This is a genomic window from Paraglaciecola marina, from assembly GCF_004360155.1.
Classification (GTDB): Bacteria; Pseudomonadota; Gammaproteobacteria; order Enterobacterales; family Alteromonadaceae; genus Paraglaciecola; species Paraglaciecola marina.
In genome coordinates, this window is record NZ_SAIS01000001.1 from 354,165 (window position 1) to 380,492 (window position 26,328).

Below are 26,328 nucleotides of genomic sequence, written 5' to 3' on the forward strand. Positions count from 1 at the left end.
ATTAACAATGAAGCTTACCGATGCTCAATGGCAACAAAAGTTGTCAAATGAAGAGTTTAGAGTGTGCAGACAGAAAGGGACTGAGCGTCCATTTACCGGTGAATTATTAGATTTAAAAGCGAGTGGTGATTTTTTTTGTACATGTTGTGGGCAAAGGCTATTCCACTCAAGTGATAAGTTTGATTCTGGTTGTGGCTGGCCGTCATTTTCGTCACAAAGCTCAGATGGTAATGTCAACTATTTACCCGATAACTCTTTGGGAATGAAAAGAATAGAAATTCTATGTAAACATTGTGATGCACATTTAGGGCATGTATTTGAAGATGGGCCTGCCCCAACAGGTAAGCGCTATTGTGTTAACTCGGTATCTTTGAAGTTTTCTGAAAAGACTAATGGCAAAGTTTAATTAAAATTTTCTTGTCTAAGTTACTTTTCTAAGATTTTAGTCTTAAATTTAAATTATTTTAATGAAAGTTAATTTCATGTTTTTATAGTGTAAAAAGTGTTTTTACACATTTAATTCAACATTTTCATAGTTTTTTGTTTTAGTTTGTTAATTAGAGCTTTTTACCCTAAAAAATGGTGAAAACTTACCTAAAAATTGATGCTTTTCGTCGTTTTTATGACTAAGTCGTAATTTTTCAACAATTTGGTTGTGGGCCATTCCTTCTTTAGAATGCGCCAGAATCTTTTTAAACCATATTGGGATGAGCATTATGAATCAGCAATTAGAGCAGGAATTAATTGGCAGTTGGCAAGAAAGACAAGAGTATGCTGAGCAAATGCAACCTATCTTGGGTAAGTTGTATCGAAATAGGGCGATTGAAATTTTTGTTTATGGGCGGCCTTTGTTGGGCGCCAGTGCGATAGATGTTATCAAAGCCCATCGCTCCGTTAGATTAAAGGAAAAAAATAAGCTTAGGTTGCGAGAAAGCTGGCCGCTATTAGAAGCTCTAAACAAAATGCCACTGGCGCCAGCAAAAATAGACATTGGTAAGTTGGCTTATGCTTATCAATATAATCCTGCTTTTAAAGACGTCACAATTAATGCTTACTTGAATGAACAGCTAAAAACCATTATCAATTTGAAAGATGAGCAACCAGCCCAAGATGTAGTGCTTTATGGTTTTGGTCGCATTGGTAGGCTTTTAGCTCGGTTATTAATCGAAAGGCAAGGTACCAATAACAAATTACGCTTGAAAGCCATAGTTGTAAGAGGGGGCCGTGAAGGTGACCTTGAGAAACGAGCCAGTTTATTAAGGCGAGATTCTGTTCACGGTCCATTCAATGGCAGTATTACCATTGATAAAGATAAAAATGCGATTAAAGCCAACGGATCATATATTCAAGTAATATACGCCAATAGCCCTGAAGAAGTCGACTATACACAGTATGGTATTAAAGACGCGATAGTGGTTGATAATACTGGTATGTGGCGAGACGAAGAGGGGTTAGGACAGCATTTGAAGTCAAAAGGAGCTAAAAAAGTTCTGTTAACAGCACCCGGTAAAGGTGACATCAAAAACATTGTTTATGGTGTCAATGACGCTGATATTTCGGAAGATGATGTAATACTATCTGCCGCAAGCTGCACTACTAACGCTATTACGCCAGTGCTCAAGGCGTTAGATGAGGAGTATGGCATTGATAGTGGTCATGTTGAGACTGTACATTCGTTTACCAACGATCAAAACCTGATTGATAATTTCCACAAAGGAGATAGGCGTGGTCGTAGTGCACCATTAAATATGGTGATTACGGAGACAGGAGCCGCGAAAGCAGTAGCCAAGGCTTATCCGATTCTTGCAGGTAAATTAACGGGAAGTGCAATTAGGGTGCCTACTCCAAACGTTTCCTTAGCGATACTCAATTTACACATGCGCACAGAGACTTCCAAAGAGATACTCAATGATTATATGCGGGATATATCATTGTTTTCTCCTTTACAACACCAAATTGATTTTACTGCCTCTAAGGAAATTGTATCAACAGATTTGGTAGGAACTCGTGCTCCTTCGGTTGTTGATTCTCAGGCTACTATTGTGGCAGGAAATAGAGCGACCCTATATGTTTGGTATGACAATGAGTTTGGTTATAGCTGTCAAGTTATGCAGGTTGTACAACATATGGCCAATTTGTTTTATCCTACTCTACCTCTTTCGCTGCCAAGTTAGTTAATACGTGCTGTTTTTATCTTGATTAAAGGACTCTAGTAGTCCTTTTTTTATGACTGTGATAAATTACTTTGGTCAAAAGTTCATGGGAATAAAAAGTGAGAATTAGTAGTAATTTTGATAGTGGTAATATTCAAGTTATCAGCGCAACGTCACCTCAAGATATCCAGCTTAGTATTTGTAAAGATAATCAATCAGAATTTTATCAATGGTTCCATTTCAAATTAGACACAACAGCTTTTGTTTCTCATGCCATTACGATTAAAAATTTAGCAAAGTCAGCTTATCCAGATGGTTGGCAAAATTATCAAGCGGTTGCGTCTTATGATCGCCAAGAGTGGTTTAGGGTAGAGAGTGAATTTGATGGTGATAATCTTGTCATTCAACATACTCCAGAGTTTCCACAAGTGTATTACGCCTATTTTGCCCCTTATAGTTATGAGCGCCATATGGACTTATTAGCTTGGGCTCAACAGTCTGAGCATTGCAAACCATGTCATTTAGGTGAGACATTAGATGGCCGAGATATGTCACTACTTGTAATTGGTGAGCCTGCTGAGGGTAAAAAATCTATTTGGGTGACGGCAAGACAGCACCCAGGTGAAACCATGGCAGAATGGTTAGTAGAGGGCTTTTTACATCGCCTTTTAGATGAAGATGATGGGTTAGCTAAGTGGTTATTAGATAAGGCCGTTTTTTATGTGGTGCCGAATATGAATCCCGATGGTTCTGCCCGTGGTCACTTGAGAACAAACGCCAAAGGGGTGAACCTAAACCGTGAATGGCAAACTCCATCGATAGAAAATAGCCCCGAAGTCTATTTTGTAAAACAAAAAATGCAGGAAATAGGTGTCGACATGTTTCTAGATGTGCATGGCGATGAAGCGTTACCCTACAACTTTGTGGCAGGGTGCGAAGGAAATCCAAATTATGATGAAAGATTAGAAGGGTTAGAGAGCTCTTTTAAGCAAGCATTGTTAACCGCTACGCCAGAGTTTCAAGATATCTATGGCTATGAAAAAGATAAGCCAGGAGAAGGTAATTTGACGGTGGCCGCTAATGCTATTGGTCATGAATTTGACTGCTTGTCTTATACCTTGGAAATGCCATTTAAGGATAATATTGAGTTACCTGATTCAGTTTACGGATGGTCGCCAATACGTTGTAAACAGCTTGGTGAGGATGTCATGGTTGCCATGCGCTCGATAGTTGATATGCTGCGTTAAGTACAGAAACTAAAATTATAAAAAATATATAACTATAAAAATTAATAAAGGGGAAAAACGTTGGAAGCATTTCATAATATATTGAAATCTATGGATGGCATGTTAGGGGGAGCTTGGTGGTTTCCATACGTGTTGTTAGGTACAGGCCTATTTTTTACTATTTACCTAAAATTTCCGCAAGTTAGATACTTTAAACATGCATGGAAAGTGGTAACTGGAAAGTATGATAAAGCTAATTCCCCTGGGGATACCAGTCACTTTAGGGCATTAACTACCGCCTTATCTGGGACGGTTGGAACCGGTAATATTGGCGGCGTGGCTTTTGCTTTATTTTTAGGTGGCCCAGCTGCATTATTTTGGATGTGGGCAACTGCATTCTTCGGAATGACCACAAAGTTTGTTGAAGTGACTTTGTCTCACAAATATCGAGATAAAACTCCAGACGGTTCAATGGCTGGTGGTCCAATGTATTACATGGATAAACGTCTGAATATGAAATGGTTAGCTATTGCTTTTGCAATTGCTACGGTAATCAGTTCATTTGGTACAGGAAACTTACCCCAAAGTAATGGTATAGCTACCAGTATTGAGTCGACATTCGGTTTCGACCCATTAATGGTAGGGAGCATATTAGGTATTTTATTAGCGTTAGTTATTCTAGGTGGTATAACTCGTATAGCAGCGGTTACCTCTAAAATTGTTCCTTTGATGGCCTTAATTTATGTAGTTGGTGCATTTGCGGTAATTTTTGCAAACCTAGAAAACGTGGGCCCTGCCTTTGTCTCTGTTTTTTCGGATGTATTTACTGGTTCTGCGGCAACAGGCGGTTTTTTGGGAGCCACTATAGCTTACGCTTTTAACCGGGGCGTAAACAGAGGGTTGTTCTCAAATGAAGCGGGACAAGGTTCTGCGCCAATTGCCCATGCTGCAGCAAAAACTGATGAACCCGTATCTGAAGGTATGGTATCCATTCTTGAGCCATTCATTGACACCATCATTATTTGTACGATAACAGGGTTAGTAATTCTTTCTTCAGGAGTATGGAAAGAAAAGCATATGAACACCTTCGATCGTTCTGATATGCATATTCTTGCTGGCACTTACGTTGAATCGGATGCCGCAGATAAAGAGACTTTATTTGCTTACATTAACGACTTAGATGGACACGGTGTTACTGATTACACTGGTGATATACAAGTAGTAAATGGTAAAGCAGTAAATGCTGGCTTTACTATTATTAATGCTAGGTCATTTGCTGAAAACGTAACTTTCTCAATAGGTGAACCTGTTGATAATTACACTGGTACGCTTCAAGTGATTGACGGTAATCTAGTAAAAGATTCCATTATTGTTACAGGCGAATCTTTAATTCACTCAGCTAGTTTAACCGCCCTCGCATTTACCAAAGGCTTCTTTGGTGAGTCAGGTAAATATATTGTATCTATTGGCCTATTGCTGTTTGCTTTTTCAACTGCCATTGCGTGGTCATATTATGGTGATAGAGCGATGACTTATTTGTTGGGCCCTCGCTCAGTAATGCCATATAGAGTTGTTTATGTAGCAGGTTTTGTTTGGGCTGCGGTATCAGATACCACACTCGTTTGGACTTTATCAGCAGTGGCTATAGTTGTGATGACCTTGCCTAACTTGTTTGGAATTTTCTTACTACGCAAAGAGATGAAAGATTCCGTTGCTGAGTATTGGGAAAGATTTAATAAAGAGAATAAATAAAGTTTTTAATTAACCGATTAAAAAGGCGCGGCTATAAGCCGCGCTTTTCAGTGTAGTAGGAGTGTAAAATGGCATTAATAGATTGCCCTAGTTGTGGTAAAAGAATTTCTGATAAGGCACAAAGTTGTCAACATTGTAATTTTACATTAGGCGAAGCGACTTCAGAAGATATTGCTCGTAAGCAAAACCTTAACAAATACCTAAAAGGTCAACGTATTCAAACTCAGTCTATGGTGGCTATGTTATTGTTTGTTGCAGGGTTTGGATTTATGTACTGGGGCTGGGCTATTCCTGGTGAGCTGCAGCATACTATCGCCATAGGTGCAACAATCATTGGATTTGTTTGGTACATAGTTAACAGAGTGCGTTTAGTTTTCCTTAAAAGGTCTGATTAATATGGACAGTGCAATGCTATTGCAAAATATGTCTGAGCAGGTGTATCAAAAGTTACTACAGAGTGTAGAAACTGGAAAGTGGTTAGATGGTTCACCATTGACTGAGCAGCAAAAAGAAATAAGTATGCAGGCGGTAATGATGTATCAGGCTAAGGTCTTGAAGTCAGAGCAACATATGACTGTGGGCGCAGATGGTGAGATTGTCCACAAAAGTCGCGAGTCGTTTAAGCAAGAATTTAATCAAAAGGCTGAGAAAGGCCAAACAATAGCACGGTTTAGACAGGATGATATTTAAGAATTTATTTCGGGCTAAATATTTGAGCCCAGACCCACAAGTAAGAATTAAAGCTATTGAAACTCTCGATAATCAAGCATCGGAACAAAAATCTGTTTTACATGAACTAGCATTTAACGATGCAGATTCAAAAGTGAGTTTAGCTGCATTATATAAGCTAGATAGTTTTGTTTTATGGTACAAAATGTCTGAAATAGCTAAAGATGAAATAGTGAAGCGTAAATCTTTAAAGTTAGTAGAAAGCGTTTTATTGTCGGACTCAGATACTACTTTAACGAGTGTTGAAAGACGTAAATTTATATTGGAATTAAAAGACATTAGCTTGCTTGAAAAGTTACTTGCTCAAGCTTGGGTACAGAAAGATGCTGAGTTATCTATGAAAATACTCAGAAAAATTGATAAACCTTTGTTTAGAGATAAAGTTTTTGTTACTACCTCTAACGAGGCTTTACAGCTTACTATTTTAGATTCTCTAGAGGATGCTCCTAGCAATCGTAAGTTACTTAATAAATTTATCAAAAGGTCACCCCCAGTAGCGGTGCAAAACAAAGCTGAAGAATTATTATCTTTATGGTTTAAAGTTGAGCAAATTCCCTTGGAACTAGAGCAGCAGATGAAGATGTTGCTATCTAGGTTATTAACATTAAAAGACCATCAAGATTTAGAATACATAGAAAAGCTGCGGACGGATCTTGATTTCGAATATCATAAATTAAGTGACAGCTTTAATTATTTAGATGAGGTTAGACGTACTGAAATACAACAAAAGTATCTAGACATTAGCAACAAGGTAAACCGAAACATTGAGCTTTTAAAGCCAGTTTGGATTGCTCAACAGGCTAAGTTGGTACTGAATAAATCAATCGTTACCGTTAGTCAAAATATAGAAGATTGTTTAGGTGAAGTTCACACCCAATTAGATTCTAGACTAGCTGAATTGGCCAAAGATGAAGTGGATGGCTTTAAGTTTAAGCTAATGCAATTTGGTAATGAGCTCATTCAGCTTATTGGAGACGTTCCTGTTACCGAAAAAAAACAGCATCAATTCCTTGAGCAGCTCAACAATAGAGTGAATCAAAGTGTTCATACCTTGGCTAATTTCTCTGGCTTACAGGAGGCGGTGCTTGCTGCCCAGCACTTAGTAGAGAAACTAGAAGCTCAACCATTGCCTAGCAGCCCAAATGATCTTGATGGGGCTCAAGCCCGTCTAGATGATTTAAAGCAAAATTGGCGTTCCGTTATTGGCCAGTGCGCTAGTTTTCTACCTCAAGAGCTATACGAACGTTGGAATAAGCAAACCAATGTATGGAAAAAAGCAGTTGCAGAACATAGAAAAGAGCTTAATGCTGAGCTTAGTCGCTGTAGAAATAAACTTAAAACCGTGGATAGTTTAGTACATCAAGGTAAATTTAAAGCTGCCATGGGACTATATAAGAAAGTACAAGTTTGGTTTGATAATCTAAATGAAAAGCAGCAAGCACAATTACAAAAGACTTTTTCTAACGTTCAGCAACAAATTGAAAACCTAAAGGACTGGCAAGATTATATCTCTGCGCCACGTAAACCCGCTTTATTAGACGAGGTAGAAAGTTTAATTGCTAAACCATTAGCTATTGAAGCTCAGTCTAAAGCGATAAAAGTGTTACGAAGCCAATGGAATAGTTTAGGTAAAACAGGCACAGAATCAGACCAAGCTCTCAATAATGCCTTTGATGTTGCGATTGAAGCTGCGTTTGCCCCATGCAGAGAGCACTATGAACAGCAGCAGAAATTACGAGCATCAAATTTACTACTCAAAAAGCAACTACTCGAAGAAATTCAAATATTGTCTAATACTGACATTCCTATTATGGAGCTGGCTAAACAATTAAAGCTATTGCAACAAAAGTGGAGAAGTAGTGGAGAAGTGGACTTCAAATTACGAAGTGAACTCAATGAGAAATTTCAGACATTAGTCGAGCCCCTTAAACAAAAAATCAATAAGTTTTATAACAATAACGCTTTGCAAAAACAAAGATTGTTAGACCAGGCTAAGTTGTTGATTGAACTTGAACCCATTTCAGAAGCCATTGAAGAAGCCAAAAGTTTGCAACTAAGATGGAAAAGCATAGAACATGCTGGAAGAAAAGCTGAGGCTGATTTATGGCAGGCATTTAGACAGGCTAACGATAACCTATTTGCTAAAAGAGCTGAATTAAATCAACAGCATAAGCTTGAAGTTAAACAACAAGTTGAACAAGTAAAGCTAAAAATAAATACGCTTAAATCGAATCTAAATAATGCCAAAAACAAAGGTGAATTAAAGCAAGCTTTACAAGATACTCCTGCAGTTCAAGATTTACTTAAATCCCTACCAAGTGGGATCCGCATAGAATTAGAGCATGAGGTCAATGGTTTATTTGAGAAGCAAAAGCAAAAAGTATCTGAACTATCAAAGAATGAAAAATCTAAAGAATATATTCAGTTGTTTGAGGCATTACGTAGATGGGAGCAAGGGGCTAATAAACCTGATGTTACTGAATTGCGTAAGCAATGGCAGTCTGGGTTTTCAAATGATTCACCCACAATCGATCGTGATGACATTACCTTAAAAATGGAAGTTATCGCTGACAAGCCTTCTCCAGTATCAGAACAAAATAAGCGTAAACAAGTACAAATGCAGTTGATGGCACAGAAACTCCAGTCAGGAGATAGTCTGGAATTAAATACTTTATTACTGGATTGGATTAAAGGTGGGGAATTGAGAGCTTCAGATAAACAGCTACTTGAGCGAGTTGAAAGAGTATTTGTATCTTAATGAGTACTCTAATTCGATTAAATAAATTTATTAGTGATTCGGGACATTGCTCACGTAGAGAAGCTGATAAGTTAATTGAACAAGGGCGAGTGAATATAAACGGTGCAATACCTGAACTTGGGACTAAAGTTGCAGAGGGAGACATAGTTACTGTAGACGGTAATCCTATTAGTGCCAGTGCTAGTGATAAAACAGACCGTATATACATCGCCTACCATAAACCGGTAGGTGTGACTTGCACCACTGAGCGCCATGTAAAGGGTAATATTATTGATGCTATTGGGCACAAAGAAAGAATTTTTCCCATTGGGCGGTTAGATAAGCCTTCTGAAGGGCTTATCTTTTTGACCAGTGATGGGGATATTGTAAATAAAATACTAAGAGCCGAAAATGCCCATGATAAAGAGTATGTGGTCACTGTGAATCGGCCCCTTACAGCTAATTTTATCGATAAAATGTCTAAAGGTGTCCCCATTTTAAATACTGTGACTAAGCCATGTAAGGTAACCATGCAAAGTAAAATGGTGTTTCGGATCATTTTAACCCAAGGGTTAAATCGTCAAATTCGTCGTATGTGTGAATATTTAGGTTATGAAGTCACCAAGCTCAAACGTAATCGCATTATGTCGGTAAGACTAGCTGGCTTAAAGTCCGGTCAATGGCGGAATTTAACTCAAGAAGAAATGGCAGATATAAATAGAGCAGTGTTAAGCTCGACTAAAACGGCTGTCTAAAAAGTTAAAATTTAATATGTCTTAGATGTTGGGTTAAGGCTTTTTAATAAGAGTTTTAAACTGTCTATTTGTATGTTGGTAAAAGTTTGTTTTCGAACAAACTCATTTGCTATATGTATGGTGTCTTGGATAACCTCTAGGTTTAACTCGCCAGAAAACCCCATAGACCAATCGCCAAACTCTTGTAACATTACAGTCTGCTTGTATATGCAACGAATATTGCAGTGCCTAATATCGTCACTAATCTTCGTAAAAATTGACTCTACATTATTTTGAGTACCCTCGAGAACTTGAATGAAGTGTTCAGGCAAGTCTAATAAAAGCCCAGATACATTGAGTAACTCATTGTTTATCCTAGCAATGTGTAAAATGCGGGGAATGTCTTCTAGTTCAAAGTGTCGAGATTTCTCGCTAATATATATCAGTTGATACATGAAGGTCTCACAGCAATCATCCTCATAGTGGACAGCTAAACGTTTTAAAAAGGTAGATTTATTTAATTGCGTCTAAACCTAATCTTAAACTAGTTCAATTGATAGTTATAACTTAATAATACAAGAACAATTGTCGAATAACAGGCTGATATAGGTAGTCCAAATTTTATAAAGTGCTTGAATTTATAATTACTAGCGCTAAACACTAAAAGGTTTGTTTGATATCCATAGGGAGAAATGAAGCTGGCACTAGCAGCAAATGCAACGGCTAAGGCAAAAGGCATTAGTGGCACTCCTAAAGTTTCAACTAATCCATAGGCCAAAGGAAACATAAGCGCTGCAGCAGCATTATTAGTTACTAATTCAGTTAAGAGTAGAGTTAGTAAGTAAACTGTCACTAAAGCCCACACAGGGCTGACTGATAACGCCCAAGGACCCACTAAGTCCATTAATATTGCTATGACACCCGATTTTTCCAAGGCTGTGGCAAGACTCAGTGCACCTATAATAACAACTATTAGGTTTAAAGGAATATTGCGCTTTATTTCGTTGTTTGATGTGACACGGCTAACAACTAAGGTTGATATGAAAAATAGTAACCCTGTTGCTAAATTTAAAACAGATGTTGCAGCTAGGGCAACCGTAACTAAGAACCCGCCTAGGGTGATCCATTCTTGACGCTTTGTTAGTTTTGTTGGGACCTTTTTTTCAGACAGAATAAAGAAGTTTTTAGTTAAATTATGTCTTTGCATAAAATCAGGGCCTGTTGCCAACAGTAAGAAATCGCCAGCTTGTAGCTTAATTTCACCTAGCTTTCCTGATAGTGTTTCTCCATCTCGCCTAATTGCCACTACTGCTGCATCAAACAGCGCTCTAAATCCAAGAGCTTTAATGGTTTGCCCAATGATTTGAGCTCGATTAGAAATAATGACTTCGGTAAGGTTGTCTCTCAATAAGCCATCGGATTCAGCAAAAAGTTTTAAACCTTTTATATGACTTAAGTTATCAACTTTTTGTATATTTCCAGAAAATATTAGTTTGTCACCTGCATCTATTACTAAGTCGGGATTGACTGGAGATATGAGTTTTCCATTTCGTACGACTTCAATCAAAAAAAGTTCTGGCAAATTTCTTAAATGGTTTTCTTCAACTGTTTTTCCTACTAATTCTGAATCTGTATTAACATCAGCTTCTATAGAGTAGCTATTATACTTGGAGTTTTTATTACTAATTTCTGGTAAAAATGGCGTTAGTAGAAACATTAATAAACCACAACTCAATCCTGCAACCAAACCGTATACAGTAAAGTCCCAAAATGCAAAACCGGGGTGTCCGTGCTCTATCAAAAAACTATCTACTATTAGGTTTGTTGAGGTTCCTATGAGAGTAACGGTTCCTCCTAAAATGGCGGAATAAGATAGGGGGATTAGTAGGCGTGATGCATGATGATATTGATTTTGTTTAACAGGGCCAATCAAACTAGCCACAATCGCAGTATTATTAAGTAGTGCTGATGAAGTGAAAGTTAAGCCAAACAATCGCCAAAAACTGCCGTTGAAACTTGCTGTTACTAATGTTCGGCCAAGTCGCTTTATGAGGGAGGTTTTATCTACAGCTGAACTTACTAGCAACAGCAGTATTAAAGTAATTAAACCTTGGTTAGTAAGATTATGAATTACATCTCTTATTACTAGTTGCTGACTAGCAATAAGAGCCAATAACGATGCCGCAAAGATAAGGGATGGGCGCGCGTTAGTGGTAACGAGCGCCAATATAGTACCGGCAAAAATAGCTAATACCAGATACTGGTTAATATCCATATTGTCTTATCTTGCTTGTTTAGAGTTTACTGATGTCAGTAGAGTTCCAGTGCGGAAAGTGCTTTCTGACCAGCTGATTAAATTCTAATTCAAACTCGGAAAATTGACTTTCATTAGCCTCTTCTGCCGCATCTATAATCATACCTGCGCCTACAGTACCATTGGTTAGTCTATCAATTATGATAAATGCGCCGGTGGCTCGATTGCGGGTATATGGGTCACAAGCAACAGGTTGTGTAAGCTTTATTGTTCCCACTGCAATTTCGTTTAAAGCAAGCCTAACGGTATCCTTATGTTCCATAGAGTTGACGTCAATTTGATATTCAACATTAGTCACACTACCTGGTACGAATTTAGTGGCGAACTTAAAGCCATATTGCTTATTAGGCATCATAGGCTCTTCGTCCATCCATACTAAATTGGTACGGTAGGTATTACTATGTAATGGCAAATTATCGCTTTTTACAATCATGTCGCCACGTGAAATGTCTATTTCATCTTCAAGTGTAATCGTGGTTGTAAGTGGTGCATAAGCGACTTCTTGTTCACCTTCAAAATTAACAAGTGCTTTAACTTTTGAGGTTTTACCAGAAGGAAGAGCGGTTATTTCATCACCCGGTTTTATTTGACCTGATACAACGGTACCTGCAAACCCTCGGAAGTTTAAATTTGGACGGTTCACGTATTGCACTGGGAAACGGAAGTCATCTGCATTAATGTCGTCATTAATTTCAATATTTTCCAGCATGGTCATCAAGGTTTCACCCTTATACCAAGGTGTATTTTCACTTGGGTTTACTACGTTATCGCCATCTAATGCAGATAAAGGAATAAACTGAATGTCAGGTATATCTAACTCTTCAGAAAAAATTAAGTAATCTCTTTTGATTTCTTCATATACAGTTTCACTATAGTCTTTTAGATCCATCTTATTGATTGCAACTATGACATGCTTGATCCCAAGTAAAGAAGCTAAAAACGAGTGACGACGGGTTTGGGTTTTTACACCACCACGAGCATCAATCAAAATTATAGCAACATCACAGGTTGAAGCGCCTGTTACCATGTTTCGTGTGTATTGTTCATGCCCTGGGGTATCTGCAATGATAAATTTACGTTTATCTGTAGAGAAATAACGATAGGCAACATCTATGGTAATGCCTTGTTCTCGTTCAGATTGTAGTCCATCTACTAAAAGCGCTAAATCAACCTTTTCGCCTGTTGTACCAACTTTTTTACTGTCTTTGGTAATAGCTGCTAACTGATCTTCAAAGATCATTTTCGAGTCGTGTAGTAAACGACCAATTAAGGTGCTTTTGCCATCATCAACACTACCGCAAGTTAAAAAGCGCAGCATGTCTTTCTTTTCGTGTTGTTCAAGATATCCCAAGATATCTGATTGTAATAAAGTATTTTCGCTATTCATAATTAGCAACTCACTAAGAAATAAGGGTTTAAAACGGAATCTTTTTGATTGTACTTAAGAGGGGCTGCATCAGCTTTTAAGGCATCTGCTGAGTCTTCAATAATTGTGACTTTACCACCTGCAGCTTCAACCACAGCTTGTGCAGCACCAGTGTCCCACTCGGAAGTTGGGCCTAAGCGAGGATATAAATGCGCAGCACCTTCAGCAACTAAGCAAAGCTTCAATGAGCTCCCCATCGCAACTAGCTCAGTCTCACCATCTAAAGAGTCAAGCAATGCTTTGATCTCTGGACTTTGATGAGAACGACTTCCCACTATTTTCCAAGTTTCACCGGTGGCTCTAACAGTAGGAGTAATTGGAACTTGTACACCTGCAGTGATTTTATAGGCACCTTTACCTCCAACTCCCACATAGGTCTGTTCTAGCACGGGTGCAAATACAACACCAAAAACAGGAACGCCATCTTTTATCAGAGCTATATTAACGGTGAACTCACCATTTTTCTTGATAAATTCTTTAGTGCCATCTAAAGGATCAACTAGCCAATAACTAGACCATTGTTTGCGTTCATCCCAAGGTATATTTGCAGACTCTTCAGATAAAATAGGGAACTCAGAAACGGATGTTAAACCATCCACAATGCAATTGTGGGCAGCAAGGTCAGCCTCCGTTAATGGGCTTTCATCTGACTTTTCGTAAATGGCAAAATCTCTTTCATATATTTCCATAATTTTATCACCTGCTTTGTGGGTGATCTCAATTATATTTTGAATAAGCTTTTCATCTAACATCAGTCAATAATTCCTTTTTCTGTAAGTAAATCAAAAAGTTGCTCTGCAGATTCTGCAGCGCTTTGGCCAGTGTAGGTCAAGGCTATTTCAGGTGACTCTGGCGCTTCATAAGGGGAGTCAATTCCTGTAAAATCTTTAATTTCACCTTGTCTAGCTTTTTGATATAGCCCTTTAGGATCTCGTTTTTCGCATTCCTCAATAGGAGTATCGATAAATACTTCTATAAATTCATGTTCTTCAAGTAAATTACGACAAAATTCACGTTCACTTTTAAAAGGTGAAATAAATGCGGTTAATACTATGATACCTGCATCAACAAATAACTTTGCGACTTCACCCACACGACGAACATTTTCAACCCTGTCTTTATCACTAAAAGTTAGATCGCCACATAAACCATGACGAACATTGTCTCCATCTAGCAAATAGGTATGTTTGTTATGTTCTGCTAATTTTTTCTCTAATAAGTTGGCTATGGTAGATTTACCTGAACCACTTAATCCAGTTAGCCATAAAACACAAGGCTTTTGGCCTTTTGCCGTCGCCCGCCGCGCCTTGTCAACATCATGCTGATGCCAAACAATGTTGGTTTCCATTAGAAATACCCTTCCATCTTTTTCTTCTCCATTGAGCCAGATGAATCATGATCAATAACCCGACCTTGTCTTTCAGATGTTTTTGTTAAAAGCATTTCTTGAATAACTTCTGGTAAAGTTGCTGCAGTTGATTCAACTGCACCTGTAAGAGGGTAACAACCTAAGGTTCTGAAGCGCACAGATTTCATTTCTGGTGTCTCGCCTTCTTCTAATGGCATACGATCATCATCAACCATTATCAATACCCCATCTCTTTCTACAACAGGGCGTGGTTTCGCCAAATAAAGTGATGGAATTTCAATGTTCTCCATGTATATATACTGCCAGATATCTAATTCGGTCCAATTAGACATAGGGAATACACGGATACTTTCGCCTTTATTTACTTGGGAGTTATATACGTTCCATAATTCAGGGCGTTGGTTTTTAGGATCCCATCTATGGTTATCATCACGAAATGAATATACTCGCTCTTTAGCTCGTGATTTTTCTTCATCCCTTCTTGCACCACCAAAGGCAGCATCAAACTTGTAATGATCTAAAGCTTGCTTAAGGCCTGCAGTTTTCATGATATCAGTATGCTTAGCACTACCATGAGAAAATGGTCCCACATTCATTTTTAGGCCATCTGGGTTGATATGTACTAATAAGTTCAAGTCATGTTTTTCAGCCATTTCATCACGAAAGGCAATCATTTCTTGGAACTTCCAGGTTGTGTCTACGTGTAATAATGGAAAGGGGATTTTACCAGGAGCAAACGCTTTTCTCGCTAAATGCAATAGTACTGATGAGTCCTTTCCGACAGAATATAGCATCACTGGATTATCAAATTCAGCTGCTACTTCACGGAATATATGAATACTTTCCGCTTCAAGTTGTTTTAAATGTGTCACAGTAGGTATCGAGGTTGACATAGATTTCTCACGCTAAAGTTTGAGGGTTTATATTAATTACTTCTATAGTTAGAACCATAACAAAAAAAAAAGTAAAATTGTATTTATTATTAAAAATAATAGTGTTTTGTGCCTTTTTAAACTTTCGATTTATCAAGAGTGTAGGGCGTCCATTCTTTCTGAAGACCACTTTATAGATTCTTGGAACATTACAGCAGATGCATCGTAATCAATTTCTACTTCTGAGCAAAATTTTTTGATACTTTGCCATTCAGCTTTTTCATATAATTCACATAGCTTTAAAAAATTTGCATAGGTTCCAGTACGATAAACGATTGCTTCTTTGAGCTCTTTAGATAGGGGTAACTTATCAATTAATTCCTGTAAATCTCCATCAACCATGGCATCTAACAAAGACAGTAATCCCATTAAAAATGCTGATGATTCAGAGCCTAGAGGTAAACTTTTTATAACCATCAATTCACAGAACCTTGCTCTTACAAGTGCCATCACTGTTAACTCTTTAGGCTTTTCTTGAGAAAATTGAGCACTAAATAGTAATGAAATAAACCTTTGTAGCTCTTGCATTCCTAGCACTACTACAGCTTGTTTGATGCTTTCTATTGTAATACTCCGCTTAAATATTGGAGATTGTGCATAGCGAAGTAGTTTATAAGATAAGTTAGCGTCACCTTCGAATATAGAGGTAATAACACTAATATTTGGGTCACTTTTATTTGACTCAGACATTAGATTTACAACAGATAATTGTGTTGGGTTAAACGCCACTGTTTTTACAATTTCGGGTTTGCTAAAAAAATACCCTTGAAAGTAGTCGCATCCTATCTCTATTGCGTGTAGGTATTCTTCATAGGTTTCTATTTTTTCTGCTAGTAGTCTAATTTGTGGATAGTCTTTTACTATCTTCACTATTTGCTCAAATTGAAGAGGCGATGTTAGAGAGTAGTCAATTTTTATAATGTCTACATAGGGGAAAAAATACAACCATACTGGCTTATGTTCATAATCATCTAAGGCAATGGTGTAACCTTTTTCTTTCAACTCAATACAAGCTGCGAGCAGTTTCTTACCGGGTTTAGCTGTTTCTAAAATCTCAACAACAATAAGCTCTTTTGGTAGTAATAAAGGGTAACGTTTTATCAATGACTCGTGGGTAAAATTAATAAAGGCCAGTGAACCTTCTGTTAGGTTATTCAGTCCTAAATTGAACTCCAACCCCTCAATAAGTTTCGCAGTAGCTTCGTTATCATTAATATTGGGAAAAACATTATCTAAACTATCCCTAAACAACAATTCATATGCATACAAGTCTTTAGACTGGGTTAATATTGGTTGACGTGCAACATAAAAATTCACCAATTATTCCTCTATTACCAATGACTTATGGCTTGAACTATTAAGCTGATACACATACTAAGCTTGTTGCAACGCTTTTTCTACTTCATCAAATGTCGCTAGTAATTCTGTATCGGTTTGTTTCTCTAATAAGCTAACTAAAACAATTGTTGCACTACAGACTATAAAACCAGGAATTATTTCATACATCCAACTACTTAGACTTTGCCCATAAACTGTGACGGGTAAATAAATCCAAAGTAATACCGTTATGGCACCAAGTAGCATACCTAAAATTGCGGATAATCGAGTCATGTTTTTCCAAAACAGACTAATTAAAATTACGGGGCCAAAAGCAGCTCCAAATCCAGCCCAAGCGTTACTCACTAAGGTCAAAATACTGCTATCTCTATCATGAGCCAAGTATATTGAAATCATTGCAACTAAAGCTACTGAAACTCTCCCCGCTATTATTAACTCTTTTTGACTAGCACTGCGTCTAAAGAATGTTTGGTAAAAATCCCCTGTTAATGAGCTCGATGTCACTAATAACTGTGAAGATATAGTGCTCATTATGGCTGCTAATATTGCACCTAACAAAAATCCCCCAATTAATGGATTAAACAACAATTGTGATAAATAAATAAACACTGTTTCAGGGTCAGCTAGAGCCCCATTATTTGCTGTGACATAAGCTAATCCCATTAAGCCTGTAGCTAATGCTCCGATTATTGACACTATCATCCAGCTAATACCAATTCTACGGGCTATTTTTACGTCTTTAACTGAGCGAATTGCCATAAAACGCACAATTATATGGGGTTGTCCAAAATAGCCTAAGCCCCAAGATAACAATGAAATTATCCCAATTACACTAACAGCTTGTCCGTTAGATGCGTCTTGAAATATAGCCAGGTAATTTGCTGGTAGGGATTCTAGTTGGTTTATAGTTTCACCAATTCCACCTAGTTCAGTTAAGACCACAACTGGGACTAAAACTAACGAAACAAACATGATGCAACCTTGCACGAAATCAGTAATGCTTACTGCTGTAAAGCCACCTAACATGGTATAAGCCACGACTACGCCTGCTGTGATATATAAACCGAGTTCATAATCTAAACCAAATGAGCTTTCAAATAATTTTCCACCGGCTACCACTCCAGAGGATGTATACAAGGTAAAAAATATCACAATAACGATAGATGAAATGAGTCGCAAGGTCCGGCTGGTATCATTAAAGCGGTTTTCAAAGTAATCAGGGATGGTAATTGCATTTTTAGCGTATTCTGTATACACCCTTAATCTTGGAGCTACCCATAAATAGTTTAGATATGCGCCGATAACTAAGCCGACAGCAATCCAAGCACTAGATAAACCTGAAACATACATAGCCCCTGGTAACCCCATTAGCATCCACCCACTCATATCAGACGCACCTGCAGATAAAGCGGTAACCTTAGGACTCAAGTTTCTACCACCTAACATATAGCCCTCAACATCAGTGCTAGACTGCTTAAACGAATACAAACCTATCCCTAGCATGACAACAAAATATAGACCTAGAGATACAAACGTGAGGGGTTCCATTAGCTATTCCTGAATTATAAATTGCTCTTGTTGAGCTTATCATTATGATATTTATTTATGCTAACAACTGAATGATAGATATTCTAGCCACATCAAGAGTTTATATGAAAAGAAAGACCTTTAAAGAACTTGACATCGATGATTTGTATGCCATTTGTAAATTACGACAAGATGTTTTCATTATTGAACAAAATAGCATTTATGCAGATTTAGACGGTTTAGATCAAATTTCAATACATTACCTAGATACAAATCAAGATGATGAACTGAAGGGATATGCAAGGTATCGAGAGACCGAAGAGGGGCATTTTAAAATTGAAAGGGTTGTTCTGAAAAGAGAAGCTAGAGGAACAGGCGTCGGAAAATCTATTTTAAACGCTATCTTGAAAGATATAAAACGAATATCGAACGATGCAAAAGTCAGCCTTTCAGCACAAACCAACGCACTTAGATTTTATCACTTGCTTGGTTTTCAGGAAGTAGGAGAGGCTTATGATGATGGTGGCATAGAACACATGACTATGATTTTAAAATAGCTAGTTTACTAGTAATCGATTGACGCAATCAGAGTCACTGACACAGAAAATCGGGCAACCTCATAAACAATGAGGTTGCCCAACTAGTAAGTTGAAGTAGCTCTGTGCTACTCGTTCAGCTTTAAGCTGAAAACTTAAACTTTTTACTAAGAGTTTGCTTTGTTTTAGTAACATCAGACCCGCTATCACTAACAACAATGACACTTGCGCGGTTAAACTCCATTGCCTCACCCGAGTAATTCTGGTCTTTAGATACACTGTGACTATCAAAATGACTTTCATTGGGAACAACAAAAACAGTGACTTTTTCACCGCCCACTTGCATTACCATGTGTAGGCTTCTCACTTCATCAAAGTCACAGAAATTTGCATAATAAATTTGGTCTACACTTTCTGTTAATTGACCACCAAAACTGGCTAATTTTGCGTTCACTTGTTCCAAGGTAATATTTTCATGTGCACCCAAAGCATAATCACCTTCTGCTCTTACATGGGCAATAGCATTCTCAGAAATGTTAATTAGATTTGACGACTGCCAAAGTGTAAAACTAATGCCCATAACAAATGCGATAGATGCCACCATGGCAAACTGAAAAATACTGCGCTTTTTAGATTTAGCATGAGTGTCCATAGTTTGCTTTAGCAGCAGTTTATGCACTAAGTCAGCAGGTACATCAACTTCAAAAACTTGTGCCATTTTTTGATCGAGTTGCTTGAGCTCTTTGCAAAACTCCTGTTTTTTAGGATCAGCTAACATTGCCTCTTTTAGCTCAATATCTTGACTATTAGGGTCTCCATAAAGAGTGCGACGAAATTCTAAATCATCCATTTTTACGCCCCATATCTATATTACTTTTTTCTAGTGCTTCTTTTACCTGATTACGCGCTCTAAATAACCGTGTCATAACAGTGTTTTTATTAAGCTCAAGTTGTTTAGCTATTTCATCACCGCTATAACCAAACATTATTTGTAGCATTAAAGGTTCTCTATATTCATCACTAAGTGATGCCATGATTTCTCGTAACTCTTTATGTTCAATAACCACTTCGTTAGTTAGTTGATCGTCAATGACAGAAACATCATCAATATCAACTAAATCAAATTGTTTACGTTCAAAGCGCCTAGCATTTTCTCTACGTAATATTGTAATTAACCACGACTTCGCTGCTTTTTCGTCTTTTAGTGAATCTAAAGACTTCCAAGCTCGAAGAAAGGTTTCCTGTACTATGTCTTCCGCAACTGCTTTGTCTTTTACAAGCCAATACGCATAACGGTAAATATCGGTATGTAATGCCAGTACGAGCACTTCATAGCGTTTTTGTTTATTTGCCATGTCATTAGAGACCGAGGCTTGTTTATTTTCCTTTCGAGAAAACATTAATTTTTTCGCCTTTGTTTTGAGGGATAAGCACCCCAATGAATTTTCATTCTAGCAAATCTGTAAACATCAACTTAAGTATTTGGATATAAAGGCGTTAAATCCGTATTCGATTGCGCTTGCTTCATACCTTTTTGGTCTTTACGAAGTTTACGTAAAACTCTATGCAAGTCGTTAGCGCTCCAATTTGTTCGATTTTGAGAATATCTTGAAGCTAATAGCTCATTAACTAGGTGTTCGAGTACAGGATCGTTTAACTTAGCAACGCAAAGTGATAAAGAAGCACTTCTATCTTTTGTGATATTCCTTAGCCATTTCTCTAAGTATTGTTGGGTGGCTAAAGCATCATTTTTATCTAAGGCTTTTTCTAATGCTCGCCAGCTAGATTGTTCACTCTCATTAGTTCTGGGGGCCGATTGTGAGGGGGAGCTAGAGATAGAGTCTCGAGACAGGATTTTAGAATGATACCACCAAGCAAATACAGTTACTCCCCATAAAATAGCTAACCCTAAACATAACCATTGCCAATAACTTGTGTGTATTTGAGCTGGAGTGTCTACCACCAGTGCGGATTGGGTGGGCGCAGCTTTCTGAGGTCCAGCAACTTCTGGAGTCGTTACCGTATTTGATGCTGGTTGTAAAATGGCTGGCTTAACCTGAATTGTCTTTGCAGGTAAAATTGCATATTCGGTTTTTTCGGTCACTATATTAAACCAAGGAACTTTAACTTCAGGGAGCAGTAATTCTCCTACTTCATTTGGAATCAATGCGATACTTTCTTTGCGTTGTGCAATTAAAGTATTGTCTTTTTCTAGGGTGGCCGTTTCTGCCTTATCTGGATAGGTTTTTACTGAGCTTGGGTAGTTACTTGCTATCTCAGGTAATTGCTCTTCAACCACACCAATGGCAGTTAAGGTTATGGTTCGAGTTACGGGCTCACCTGCGATAAATTCATTCTTGGCGTTTTGCCATTCGTCGTTTATTTGCACATATTCGCTGGGGAGCCAGTTTTCTGAATAGCCATTCGGGATAGGCTGTATTTCTATAGTTTGCTCTGGACCTACTCTGTTGACAATTTTACTACGGTTAAAAAATCCAAAATTTTGTTGACTGTTGTCAATTAACTCACCTTCAAATAGAGGGCCGTTAATAGTAAAAGTACCACTTTTTTGGGGGATAATAGCGAAAGCTCGCTCGATAATACGATACCTTCTGTTTTCTACTATTTCATTATATTCTTTATCTTTACCTATTTGACGTATGTCAGCATTTTCTAAAGTAGGGCTAGATAAAGTGCCTCTTTGTAAATCCCTACCAAGATGCAATTTAACCGTATATTGAATTTGTTGTTGCAAATAGGCTTTATCAAGGTCGACTTCAGTAGTAATAAACAGGTCTCTTCCATTTGTTGTTTTAGAGGTCGATTCTGGTATGACAACTACATCAAAAGATTCGGTTTTATTACCGTTCAAATCGAAAGAAGGAATAGTAAAACGGCCTTGTTTTCTCGGTATCAAAACTGTTGACCAAGTAGTGTTTTTGGTGGTTTTGAAGTTAATCATCTTAGTTTGAGAGCTGACGGAGGTGCGGCCAACAACAAAGTCCTTCATTAAAAATGAAGAATCAAAAGCATTGGTATCTATATCGCCATTAGCAACCACACTTAAAATGAAAGACTCATCAACCATGACTGGGTTTTTATCTACAGAAGCCTTGACTTCAATACTTTGTGCAAAGCTCAACTGGCAAAAAGTATATAAACACAAGCCGATTATAATTTGGATGATTTTTGACTTTATCACTACTACCAATTCCTCTGTATGTTAGCCGGTAACCGTTCTCTTTTTCTTTGCTGTGACTCAATCAACATTTTACGTTTTAATAAAAATGCTGGGTCGTCTGGTATCTTATTTAATAAGCTTTGCATACGTTGCATTTGCTCTCTTTGCTCGTCTGTTAGCTCTTCTTCATTTACCTCTGCCATTTTTGCTTGCTGTTCTTCGGTTTGCTTTTGCTCTTCTTTATCTTCCTGCTGTTGAGCATTTTGATCTTGTTGCTCTGAATCTTCAGCATCTTGTGATGGCTCTGAATCACTTTCAGATTGTTCAGAGTTTTGTTGTTCACTTTGATCTGACTCTTGTTGATCCGCATTTTGCTCTTGTTGTTGATCTGAATTTTGACTTTCTTGGTTTTCGGAGTCTTGCTGGTCAGATTGCTGTTGATCATCAGTGTTATCGCCATCTTGCTGCTCGGACTGATCATCTGACTGCTCTTGCTGATCTTGTTGTTGCTGCTCCTGCTGTTCTTTTAACTTCTCAATTAAGGCTTTATTTGCCGCCGCATCTTCATGATCGGGTTGCGATGCTAATACCTTATCGTAAGCGGCAATTGCTTGGTCCAGCTCACCTAATTGTGCTAATGCGTTGCCAGCGTTATACATAGCCTCTGGATATGCCTTATCTGTCGGCGATACTTCTGAAAAAGACTCTAATGCACCTTGATAGTCTTGACTCTTATACTGGGATGTACCACGCCATAATGGATCTTCAAAAGTACTTGCCGCTTCTTCAAAGCTATTTTGGTTAAAGGCTTTTAAAGCTTGTTGATCCTGCGTCTGCCACATGTCTTGCCACCAGTTGGCTTGGGCACTTGGGCTATATGCAGGTAGTAAGCAGGTCAGTAGAGCCACACTGATAAGACCTCTTCTAAAGCTGTAAGCTGCAAAAGGTAATAATAGTAATAATAAGTATGGACCCATTTCTTGCCATTTATCACCAAAGTTATCTTGTTGCTCTTGATCTTCTTTTGAAGAGCTGCGGTCAATTACATCTTGCTCCATCAAATAATCAATATCGTTGTCGTTACTTTTCATTGACACATATCTGCCCCCAGCACTCCTTGCTAATGATTTTAAATTGGCAGTAGTAAGCTTAGGAATGACAATGGCCCCGCGGTTGTCTTTTAGTAATTCTCCATCAACAAGTTTTATTGGTGCTCCTTCTTCTGTACCAACAGCTAGTATGGATAACCTAAATGACGAACTGTTGAAGACTTCGCTTACCTCTTTCATTTGTTGATTTGATACTCCATCGGTGATCCAAAAAATTTCACCCTGTTGATATCCTGCACTGTTTAGCAATTCAATAGCGGCTTCGATACCCAATACTGGCTCACTTCCAGCAACGGGCATAATTTCTGGCGTTAAACTTGGAATAAGCGTCGTTAGGTTTTGGGCGTCACTGCTTAGTGGGCTAATTGTGAATGCATCACCCGCGTAGGCAACTAAGCCAGTTTCACCTTCAGTAATGGTATTTACTAAATCAATCGCTTTGTATTTTGCTCTGGTTAATCTATTTGGAGTAATGTCTGTGGCTCGCATAGACAAAGACATATCAATTAGCACAACCTTACCTGTGTTGAGTTGATAAACAGGCTGAGGCAGCCTTTCCCAAGTGGGGCCAGCTAATGCCAAAGCAGTAATTACCCAGCAAAACCCTAGCAAAAAAAGAGGAGGGCGGGATTTTTTAACGCCATCTGTCGTTATCAAATGTTGATATAAATGGCTTGCTAAAACACTTTGCCAACCAGATTGTTGCCTATGAAGGTGGCGTAACAGACCCACCACGATAATTAGCGGTATGATAGCCAATAGCCAATAAGGCCTGATAAAATGAAAATCATTTAAGAGGGTTAGGTAGTCTGTCATTGTTTAGCCCTCGGGAATATATATTGTTTAGCTAAAGGAAATAACGCCATTAATAAAGTCAATAAAAGTGCTATACCTAGAGGGTAATAGAATAATGCTTGCAGCGGGCGCATCTGGCGAGTTTCTCGAGCTATAGGCTCTAGCTTATCTAAGGTGGCGTATATTTGTCGCAGAGATTCTGCATCTCTGGCTCTAAAGTAACGCCCTCCTGTTGATGTAGCTATGTCTGTTAGCATATCTTCGTCTAAATCTTGAGAAGGGTTGACTTGGCGTTTGCCAAAAAAACTCTGCACTAACATTTTGTCTGCACCAACACCTATGGTGTAAATCGTGACTCCGTTATTTATCGCCAACTCGTTGGCTTGCTCTGGGGTAATATTCCCGGCGGTATTTTGACCATCAGTTAGTAAAACTAATACTTTGTTAGATTCTTTTTTGGTTTCAAAGCGTTTTATTGCTAAACCAATTGCGTCTCCAATAGCAGTTTGCTCACCTACTAGTCCAATAAGGGACTCATCGAGTAATTGTTCAACTGTTTCTCTGTCATAGGTAAGGGGGGCTTGTAAGTAAGCTGTGTCTGCAAACAGAATTAATCCGAGTCTATCGCCCACACGACGCTCAATAAAGTCCCCTAACACAAACTTAATCATTTTTAATCTGTCGACTTGCCTACCATTAACTTCCATATCGTCAATCTTCATGCTACCCGATAAATCTACGGCAATCATCAAGTCTCGGCCTTCTGCAGGAATACTGATTGGCTCACCTAGCCAAAGTGGTTTAGCTGCCGCTGTTATCAAAGCTATCCAAGCTAGACTTGCAAAAAGTAAACGCCACTTTTTAACCCCTTTGGTATGAGTTTGGGCTTCAATTCCTGCGGTTAACTGTGGCACTTTTAGTGCAGCTTCTTGGCCTTGTTTTTTATTTGGCAATAAAAGTGCAAGTAGCGGAAGCGGTAATAAATAAAAAGCCCATAACCATTCAAACTCAAGCATGTTCTTGCTCCAGTTGCTTTATTACAGACTTTTTCGGTGGCAATGCAGTACGTAACCAATCTGAGGTATGCTTTTTATAACTATCAAAATTATCAGTAGAGGCTTGTTGATATAAAGATTGCTGTAACCCTGTTATGTTTTTTACAAATTCTTTGTTTTGTTTTTTATTAATGCTGGTACTTAAAAACTTTATCCAATCTTCGCCATACATTTGATGCACATTTATACTCGTAAAATAGCGGATTGCTGCTCGTTTAAGTAGCTGGTTTAGTTTTGCTAAACCATCTTTATCTTGGCGGTCTATCAAGGCTAGTTCTTGCAAGGCTTGGCGTTTTGCCGCTCTTACATTGTAAGATTTAATCGCCCATATCGACGTCAATACGATAGCTACCAGTATCAACATAGCGAGTATCCACCATCCGTATGCAGGCGGCCACACATCGATTGCTGAAGGGGCATGTATATCTTTTAAATTATCCAACGGATTCATTTTTTCTTTCTCCCAGAAAATCGATCCAGCTGGACTTCTAAGGGTAAACCGGCATCAATGGGCAGAACCTTTGCTTTGCATTGTTTCAAAGTCTGTTCAATTTTTTCAAAGTGTGCCTGATGCTGATTGATATAGGCCTGCTCAGTACTCTTTTCTCCTAAATTTATTTGTTGTCGGTTAGTTCCATCACTTAGGGTAACGCGCTGGCTAACTTTTATATTGGGTAATTGATGTTCAAATGGGTCACTTAAAGGATAAGCGATCACTTCATTATGTTTACTCAACTGAGAAATATGCTGTTTAGCTAACTCATTTAGTTGGCTAAAATCACTAATAATAAAAATTAGGCTTCCCGGGTGAGCCAAGCGCCGTAATCTGGCTAATGCATCGGCTAATGTAACTTGTGTATCGCCAGTGTCTTCCGTAGTTTTCTGTATTTTTATCATGCTATTTAATAAGGATAACACTGCTTTTTGCCGCGTAAATGGTTTGCATTCCAAATGTTGATACTGGTTGAAAACTAAACCACCAATGCGGTCTCCGCGTTTTCTTGCTGACCAAGCTATCAAAGCACTTAAATGTGCTGCTTGAATGGATTTAAAAAGTAACTGGGTTCCAAACTGCATATTGCTAGACATATCGGTGAGAACAAAAACCGGACGTTCTTTTTCCTCTCGATATAGCTTAGTATGGGTTTTTCCGGTACGAGCGGTTACCCGCCAGTCAATAGCCCGAATATCATCACCTGGCTGATAATGGCGAGCTTCATCAAATTCCATGCCTCGGCCTTTGGTTTTGGCAATATAGCCGCCAGATAACTTAGCCTGAACAGCTTTGCGAGGAGTAAGGTTCAATAAACTGGTTTTACTTTGATAGTGTAAAAGCTCTTTAATACCAAGATTTACGCCATCACTGTGAACCTGTGCTAACCATTTAGAATTGTTTTGCATAGCGCTTCCTTCAA

At 38.2% G+C, this 26,328-nt stretch carries 24 protein-coding genes; 9 read left to right on the forward strand and 15 right to left on the reverse strand.

Features of this window, described 5'->3' with window-relative positions; all coding sequences use genetic code 11:
- Window positions 1-7 precede the first annotated feature (7 nt).
- The 8 genes from msrB (at window position 8) to rluF (ending at window position 9,352) form a co-directional block, all read left to right on the forward strand.
- Window positions 8-406, forward strand: a complete 399-nt coding sequence (gene msrB / locus EOK74_RS07670; protein WP_133469396.1) for a peptide-methionine (R)-S-oxide reductase MsrB — start codon at window positions 8-10, stop codon at window positions 404-406.
- A gap of 310 nt (window positions 407-716) precedes the next feature.
- Window positions 717-2,174, forward strand: a complete 1,458-nt coding sequence (locus EOK74_RS07675; protein WP_133469397.1) for a glyceraldehyde-3-phosphate dehydrogenase — start codon at window positions 717-719, stop codon at window positions 2,172-2,174.
- A 98-nt stretch (window positions 2,175-2,272) separates the two neighbouring features.
- On the forward strand, window positions 2,273-3,400 hold the full coding sequence (locus EOK74_RS07680; RefSeq protein WP_133469398.1) for a M14 family metallopeptidase: 1,128 nt from the start codon (window positions 2,273-2,275) through the stop codon (window positions 3,398-3,400).
- 60 nt (window positions 3,401-3,460) lie between these two features.
- The gene (locus EOK74_RS07685; RefSeq protein WP_133469399.1) at window positions 3,461-5,131 is read left to right on the forward strand and encodes an alanine/glycine:cation symporter family protein; all 1,671 of its coding nucleotides are present in this window, start codon (window positions 3,461-3,463) and stop codon (window positions 5,129-5,131) included.
- Window positions 5,132-5,199: 68 nt separating this feature from the next.
- A complete protein-coding gene (locus EOK74_RS07690) occupies window positions 5,200-5,526 on the forward strand; it encodes a zinc ribbon domain-containing protein (protein WP_133469400.1) in 327 nt (108 codons plus the stop codon).
- Window position 5,527: 1 nt separating this feature from the next.
- On the forward strand, window positions 5,528-5,821 hold the full coding sequence (locus EOK74_RS07695; protein WP_133469401.1) for a YeaC family protein: 294 nt from the start codon (window positions 5,528-5,530) through the stop codon (window positions 5,819-5,821).
- 22 nt (window positions 5,822-5,843) lie between these two features.
- On the forward strand, window positions 5,844-8,618 hold the full coding sequence (locus EOK74_RS07700; RefSeq protein ID WP_239024045.1) for a DUF349 domain-containing protein: 2,775 nt from the start codon (window positions 5,844-5,846) through the stop codon (window positions 8,616-8,618).
- The gene (rluF, locus tag EOK74_RS07705; protein WP_133469403.1) at window positions 8,618-9,352 is read left to right on the forward strand and encodes a 23S rRNA pseudouridine(2604) synthase RluF; all 735 of its coding nucleotides are present in this window, start codon (window positions 8,618-8,620) and stop codon (window positions 9,350-9,352) included. Before EOK74_RS07700 ends, rluF begins: the two co-directional genes overlap by 1 nt.
- Window positions 9,353-9,363: 11 nt before the next feature.
- Here rluF and EOK74_RS07710 read toward each other — a convergent pair whose 3' ends face one another.
- The 8 genes from EOK74_RS07710 to putP form a co-directional block, all read right to left on the reverse strand.
- Complete coding sequence (locus tag EOK74_RS07710; protein WP_133469404.1) at window positions 9,364-9,786, reverse strand: BLUF domain-containing protein; 423 nt, start codon at window positions 9,784-9,786, stop codon at window positions 9,364-9,366.
- A gap of 89 nt (window positions 9,787-9,875) precedes the next feature.
- Window positions 9,876-11,606: an SLC13 family permease gene (locus EOK74_RS07715; RefSeq protein WP_133469405.1), complete on the reverse strand. Its 1,731-nt coding sequence runs from the start codon at window positions 11,604-11,606 to the stop codon at window positions 9,876-9,878.
- 19 nt (window positions 11,607-11,625) lie between these two features.
- A complete protein-coding gene (gene cysN, locus EOK74_RS07720; RefSeq protein ID WP_133469406.1) occupies window positions 11,626-13,032 on the reverse strand; it encodes a sulfate adenylyltransferase subunit CysN in 1,407 nt (468 codons plus the stop codon).
- Window positions 13,033-13,034: 2 nt separating this feature from the next.
- Entirely contained in the window at window positions 13,035-13,823 is a 789-nt protein-coding gene (gene cysQ / locus EOK74_RS07725) for a 3'(2'),5'-bisphosphate nucleotidase CysQ (protein WP_133469407.1), read from the reverse strand.
- A complete protein-coding gene (gene cysC / locus EOK74_RS07730) occupies window positions 13,823-14,419 on the reverse strand; it encodes an adenylyl-sulfate kinase (protein ID WP_133469408.1) in 597 nt (198 codons plus the stop codon). The genes cysQ and cysC overlap by 1 nt, the downstream gene beginning before the upstream one ends.
- On the reverse strand, window positions 14,419-15,333 hold the full coding sequence (cysD, locus tag EOK74_RS07735; RefSeq protein WP_133469409.1) for a sulfate adenylyltransferase subunit CysD: 915 nt from the start codon (window positions 15,331-15,333) through the stop codon (window positions 14,419-14,421). Before cysD ends, cysC begins: the two co-directional genes overlap by 1 nt.
- Window positions 15,334-15,465: 132 nt before the next feature.
- On the reverse strand, window positions 15,466-16,689 hold the full coding sequence (locus EOK74_RS07740) for an EAL and HDOD domain-containing protein (RefSeq protein ID WP_133469410.1): 1,224 nt from the start codon (window positions 16,687-16,689) through the stop codon (window positions 15,466-15,468).
- Between the two features lie 57 nt (window positions 16,690-16,746).
- Window positions 16,747-18,258 carry a sodium/proline symporter PutP gene (putP, locus tag EOK74_RS07745; protein WP_133469411.1) on the reverse strand — a complete coding sequence of 504 codons (1,512 nt, stop codon included), beginning with the start codon at window positions 18,256-18,258 and terminating at the stop codon, window positions 16,747-16,749.
- 104 nt (window positions 18,259-18,362) lie between these two features.
- Between putP and EOK74_RS07750 the strand changes: the two genes are divergently transcribed.
- Entirely contained in the window at window positions 18,363-18,794 is a 432-nt protein-coding gene (locus tag EOK74_RS07750; protein ID WP_133469412.1) for a GNAT family N-acetyltransferase, read from the forward strand.
- A gap of 121 nt (window positions 18,795-18,915) precedes the next feature.
- Here EOK74_RS07750 and EOK74_RS07755 read toward each other — a convergent pair whose 3' ends face one another.
- The 7 genes from EOK74_RS07755 to EOK74_RS07785 all read right to left on the reverse strand — a co-directional run bounded on the left by EOK74_RS07755 (window position 18,916) and on the right by EOK74_RS07785 (window position 26,314).
- Window positions 18,916-19,623: a DUF3379 family protein gene (locus EOK74_RS07755; RefSeq protein WP_133469413.1), complete on the reverse strand. Its 708-nt coding sequence runs from the start codon at window positions 19,621-19,623 to the stop codon at window positions 18,916-18,918.
- The gene (locus tag EOK74_RS07760) at window positions 19,616-20,173 is read right to left on the reverse strand and encodes a sigma-70 family RNA polymerase sigma factor (protein WP_133469414.1); all 558 of its coding nucleotides are present in this window, start codon (window positions 20,171-20,173) and stop codon (window positions 19,616-19,618) included. The genes EOK74_RS07755 and EOK74_RS07760 overlap by 8 nt, the downstream gene beginning before the upstream one ends.
- A gap of 74 nt (window positions 20,174-20,247) precedes the next feature.
- The gene (locus tag EOK74_RS07765) at window positions 20,248-21,975 is read right to left on the reverse strand and encodes a BatD family protein (RefSeq protein WP_133469415.1); all 1,728 of its coding nucleotides are present in this window, start codon (window positions 21,973-21,975) and stop codon (window positions 20,248-20,250) included.
- Between the two features lie 2 nt (window positions 21,976-21,977).
- Window positions 21,978-23,879 carry a vWA domain-containing protein gene (locus tag EOK74_RS07770; protein WP_133469416.1) on the reverse strand — a complete coding sequence of 634 codons (1,902 nt, stop codon included), beginning with the start codon at window positions 23,877-23,879 and terminating at the stop codon, window positions 21,978-21,980.
- Window positions 23,876-24,874 (reverse strand): vWA domain-containing protein, encoded by a 999-nt coding sequence (locus EOK74_RS07775; RefSeq protein WP_133469417.1) that lies wholly within the window; start codon window positions 24,872-24,874, stop codon window positions 23,876-23,878. Before EOK74_RS07775 ends, EOK74_RS07770 begins: the two co-directional genes overlap by 4 nt.
- Window positions 24,867-25,364, reverse strand: a complete 498-nt coding sequence (locus EOK74_RS07780) for a DUF4381 domain-containing protein (protein WP_133469418.1) — start codon at window positions 25,362-25,364, stop codon at window positions 24,867-24,869. The genes EOK74_RS07775 and EOK74_RS07780 overlap by 8 nt, the downstream gene beginning before the upstream one ends.
- On the reverse strand, window positions 25,361-26,314 hold the full coding sequence (locus tag EOK74_RS07785; protein WP_133469419.1) for a DUF58 domain-containing protein: 954 nt from the start codon (window positions 26,312-26,314) through the stop codon (window positions 25,361-25,363). Before EOK74_RS07785 ends, EOK74_RS07780 begins: the two co-directional genes overlap by 4 nt.
- Window positions 26,315-26,328: the final 14 nt, after the last annotated feature.

Excerpts from the sequence above, each read along its gene's own strand:
- msrB (WP_133469396.1), top strand. The coding sequence starts at position 8 with ATGAAGCTTACCGATGCTCAATGGCAACAAAAGTTGTCAAATGAAGAG.
- EOK74_RS07675 (WP_133469397.1), top strand. The coding sequence starts at position 717 with ATGAATCAGCAATTAGAGCAGGAATTAATTGGCAGTTGGCAAGAAAGA.
- EOK74_RS07690 (WP_133469400.1), top strand. The coding sequence starts at position 5,200 with ATGGCATTAATAGATTGCCCTAGTTGTGGTAAAAGAATTTCTGATAAG.
- EOK74_RS07695 (WP_133469401.1), top strand. The coding sequence starts at position 5,528 with ATGGACAGTGCAATGCTATTGCAAAATATGTCTGAGCAGGTGTATCAA.
- rluF (WP_133469403.1), top strand. The coding sequence starts at position 8,618 with ATGAGTACTCTAATTCGATTAAATAAATTTATTAGTGATTCGGGACAT.
- EOK74_RS07710 (WP_133469404.1), bottom strand. The coding sequence starts at position 9,786 with ATGTATCAACTGATATATATTAGCGAGAAATCTCGACACTTTGAACTA.
- EOK74_RS07715 (WP_133469405.1), bottom strand. The coding sequence starts at position 11,606 with ATGGATATTAACCAGTATCTGGTATTAGCTATTTTTGCCGGTACTATA.
- cysN (WP_133469406.1), bottom strand. The coding sequence starts at position 13,032 with ATGAATAGCGAAAATACTTTATTACAATCAGATATCTTGGGATATCTT.
- cysQ (WP_133469407.1), bottom strand. The coding sequence starts at position 13,823 with ATGTTAGATGAAAAGCTTATTCAAAATATAATTGAGATCACCCACAAA.
- cysC (WP_133469408.1), bottom strand. The coding sequence starts at position 14,419 with ATGGAAACCAACATTGTTTGGCATCAGCATGATGTTGACAAGGCGCGG.
- cysD (WP_133469409.1), bottom strand. The coding sequence starts at position 15,333 with ATGTCAACCTCGATACCTACTGTGACACATTTAAAACAACTTGAAGCG.
- putP (WP_133469411.1), bottom strand. The coding sequence starts at position 18,258 with ATGGAACCCCTCACGTTTGTATCTCTAGGTCTATATTTTGTTGTCATG.
- EOK74_RS07750 (WP_133469412.1), top strand. The coding sequence starts at position 18,363 with ATGAAAAGAAAGACCTTTAAAGAACTTGACATCGATGATTTGTATGCC.
- EOK74_RS07755 (WP_133469413.1), bottom strand. The coding sequence starts at position 19,623 with ATGGATGATTTAGAATTTCGTCGCACTCTTTATGGAGACCCTAATAGT.
- EOK74_RS07760 (WP_133469414.1), bottom strand. The coding sequence starts at position 20,173 with ATGTTTTCTCGAAAGGAAAATAAACAAGCCTCGGTCTCTAATGACATG.
- EOK74_RS07770 (WP_133469416.1), bottom strand. The coding sequence starts at position 23,879 with ATGACAGACTACCTAACCCTCTTAAATGATTTTCATTTTATCAGGCCT.
- EOK74_RS07775 (WP_133469417.1), bottom strand. The coding sequence starts at position 24,874 with ATGCTTGAGTTTGAATGGTTATGGGCTTTTTATTTATTACCGCTTCCG.
- EOK74_RS07780 (WP_133469418.1), bottom strand. The coding sequence starts at position 25,364 with ATGAATCCGTTGGATAATTTAAAAGATATACATGCCCCTTCAGCAATC.
- EOK74_RS07785 (WP_133469419.1), bottom strand. The coding sequence starts at position 26,314 with ATGCAAAACAATTCTAAATGGTTAGCACAGGTTCACAGTGATGGCGTA.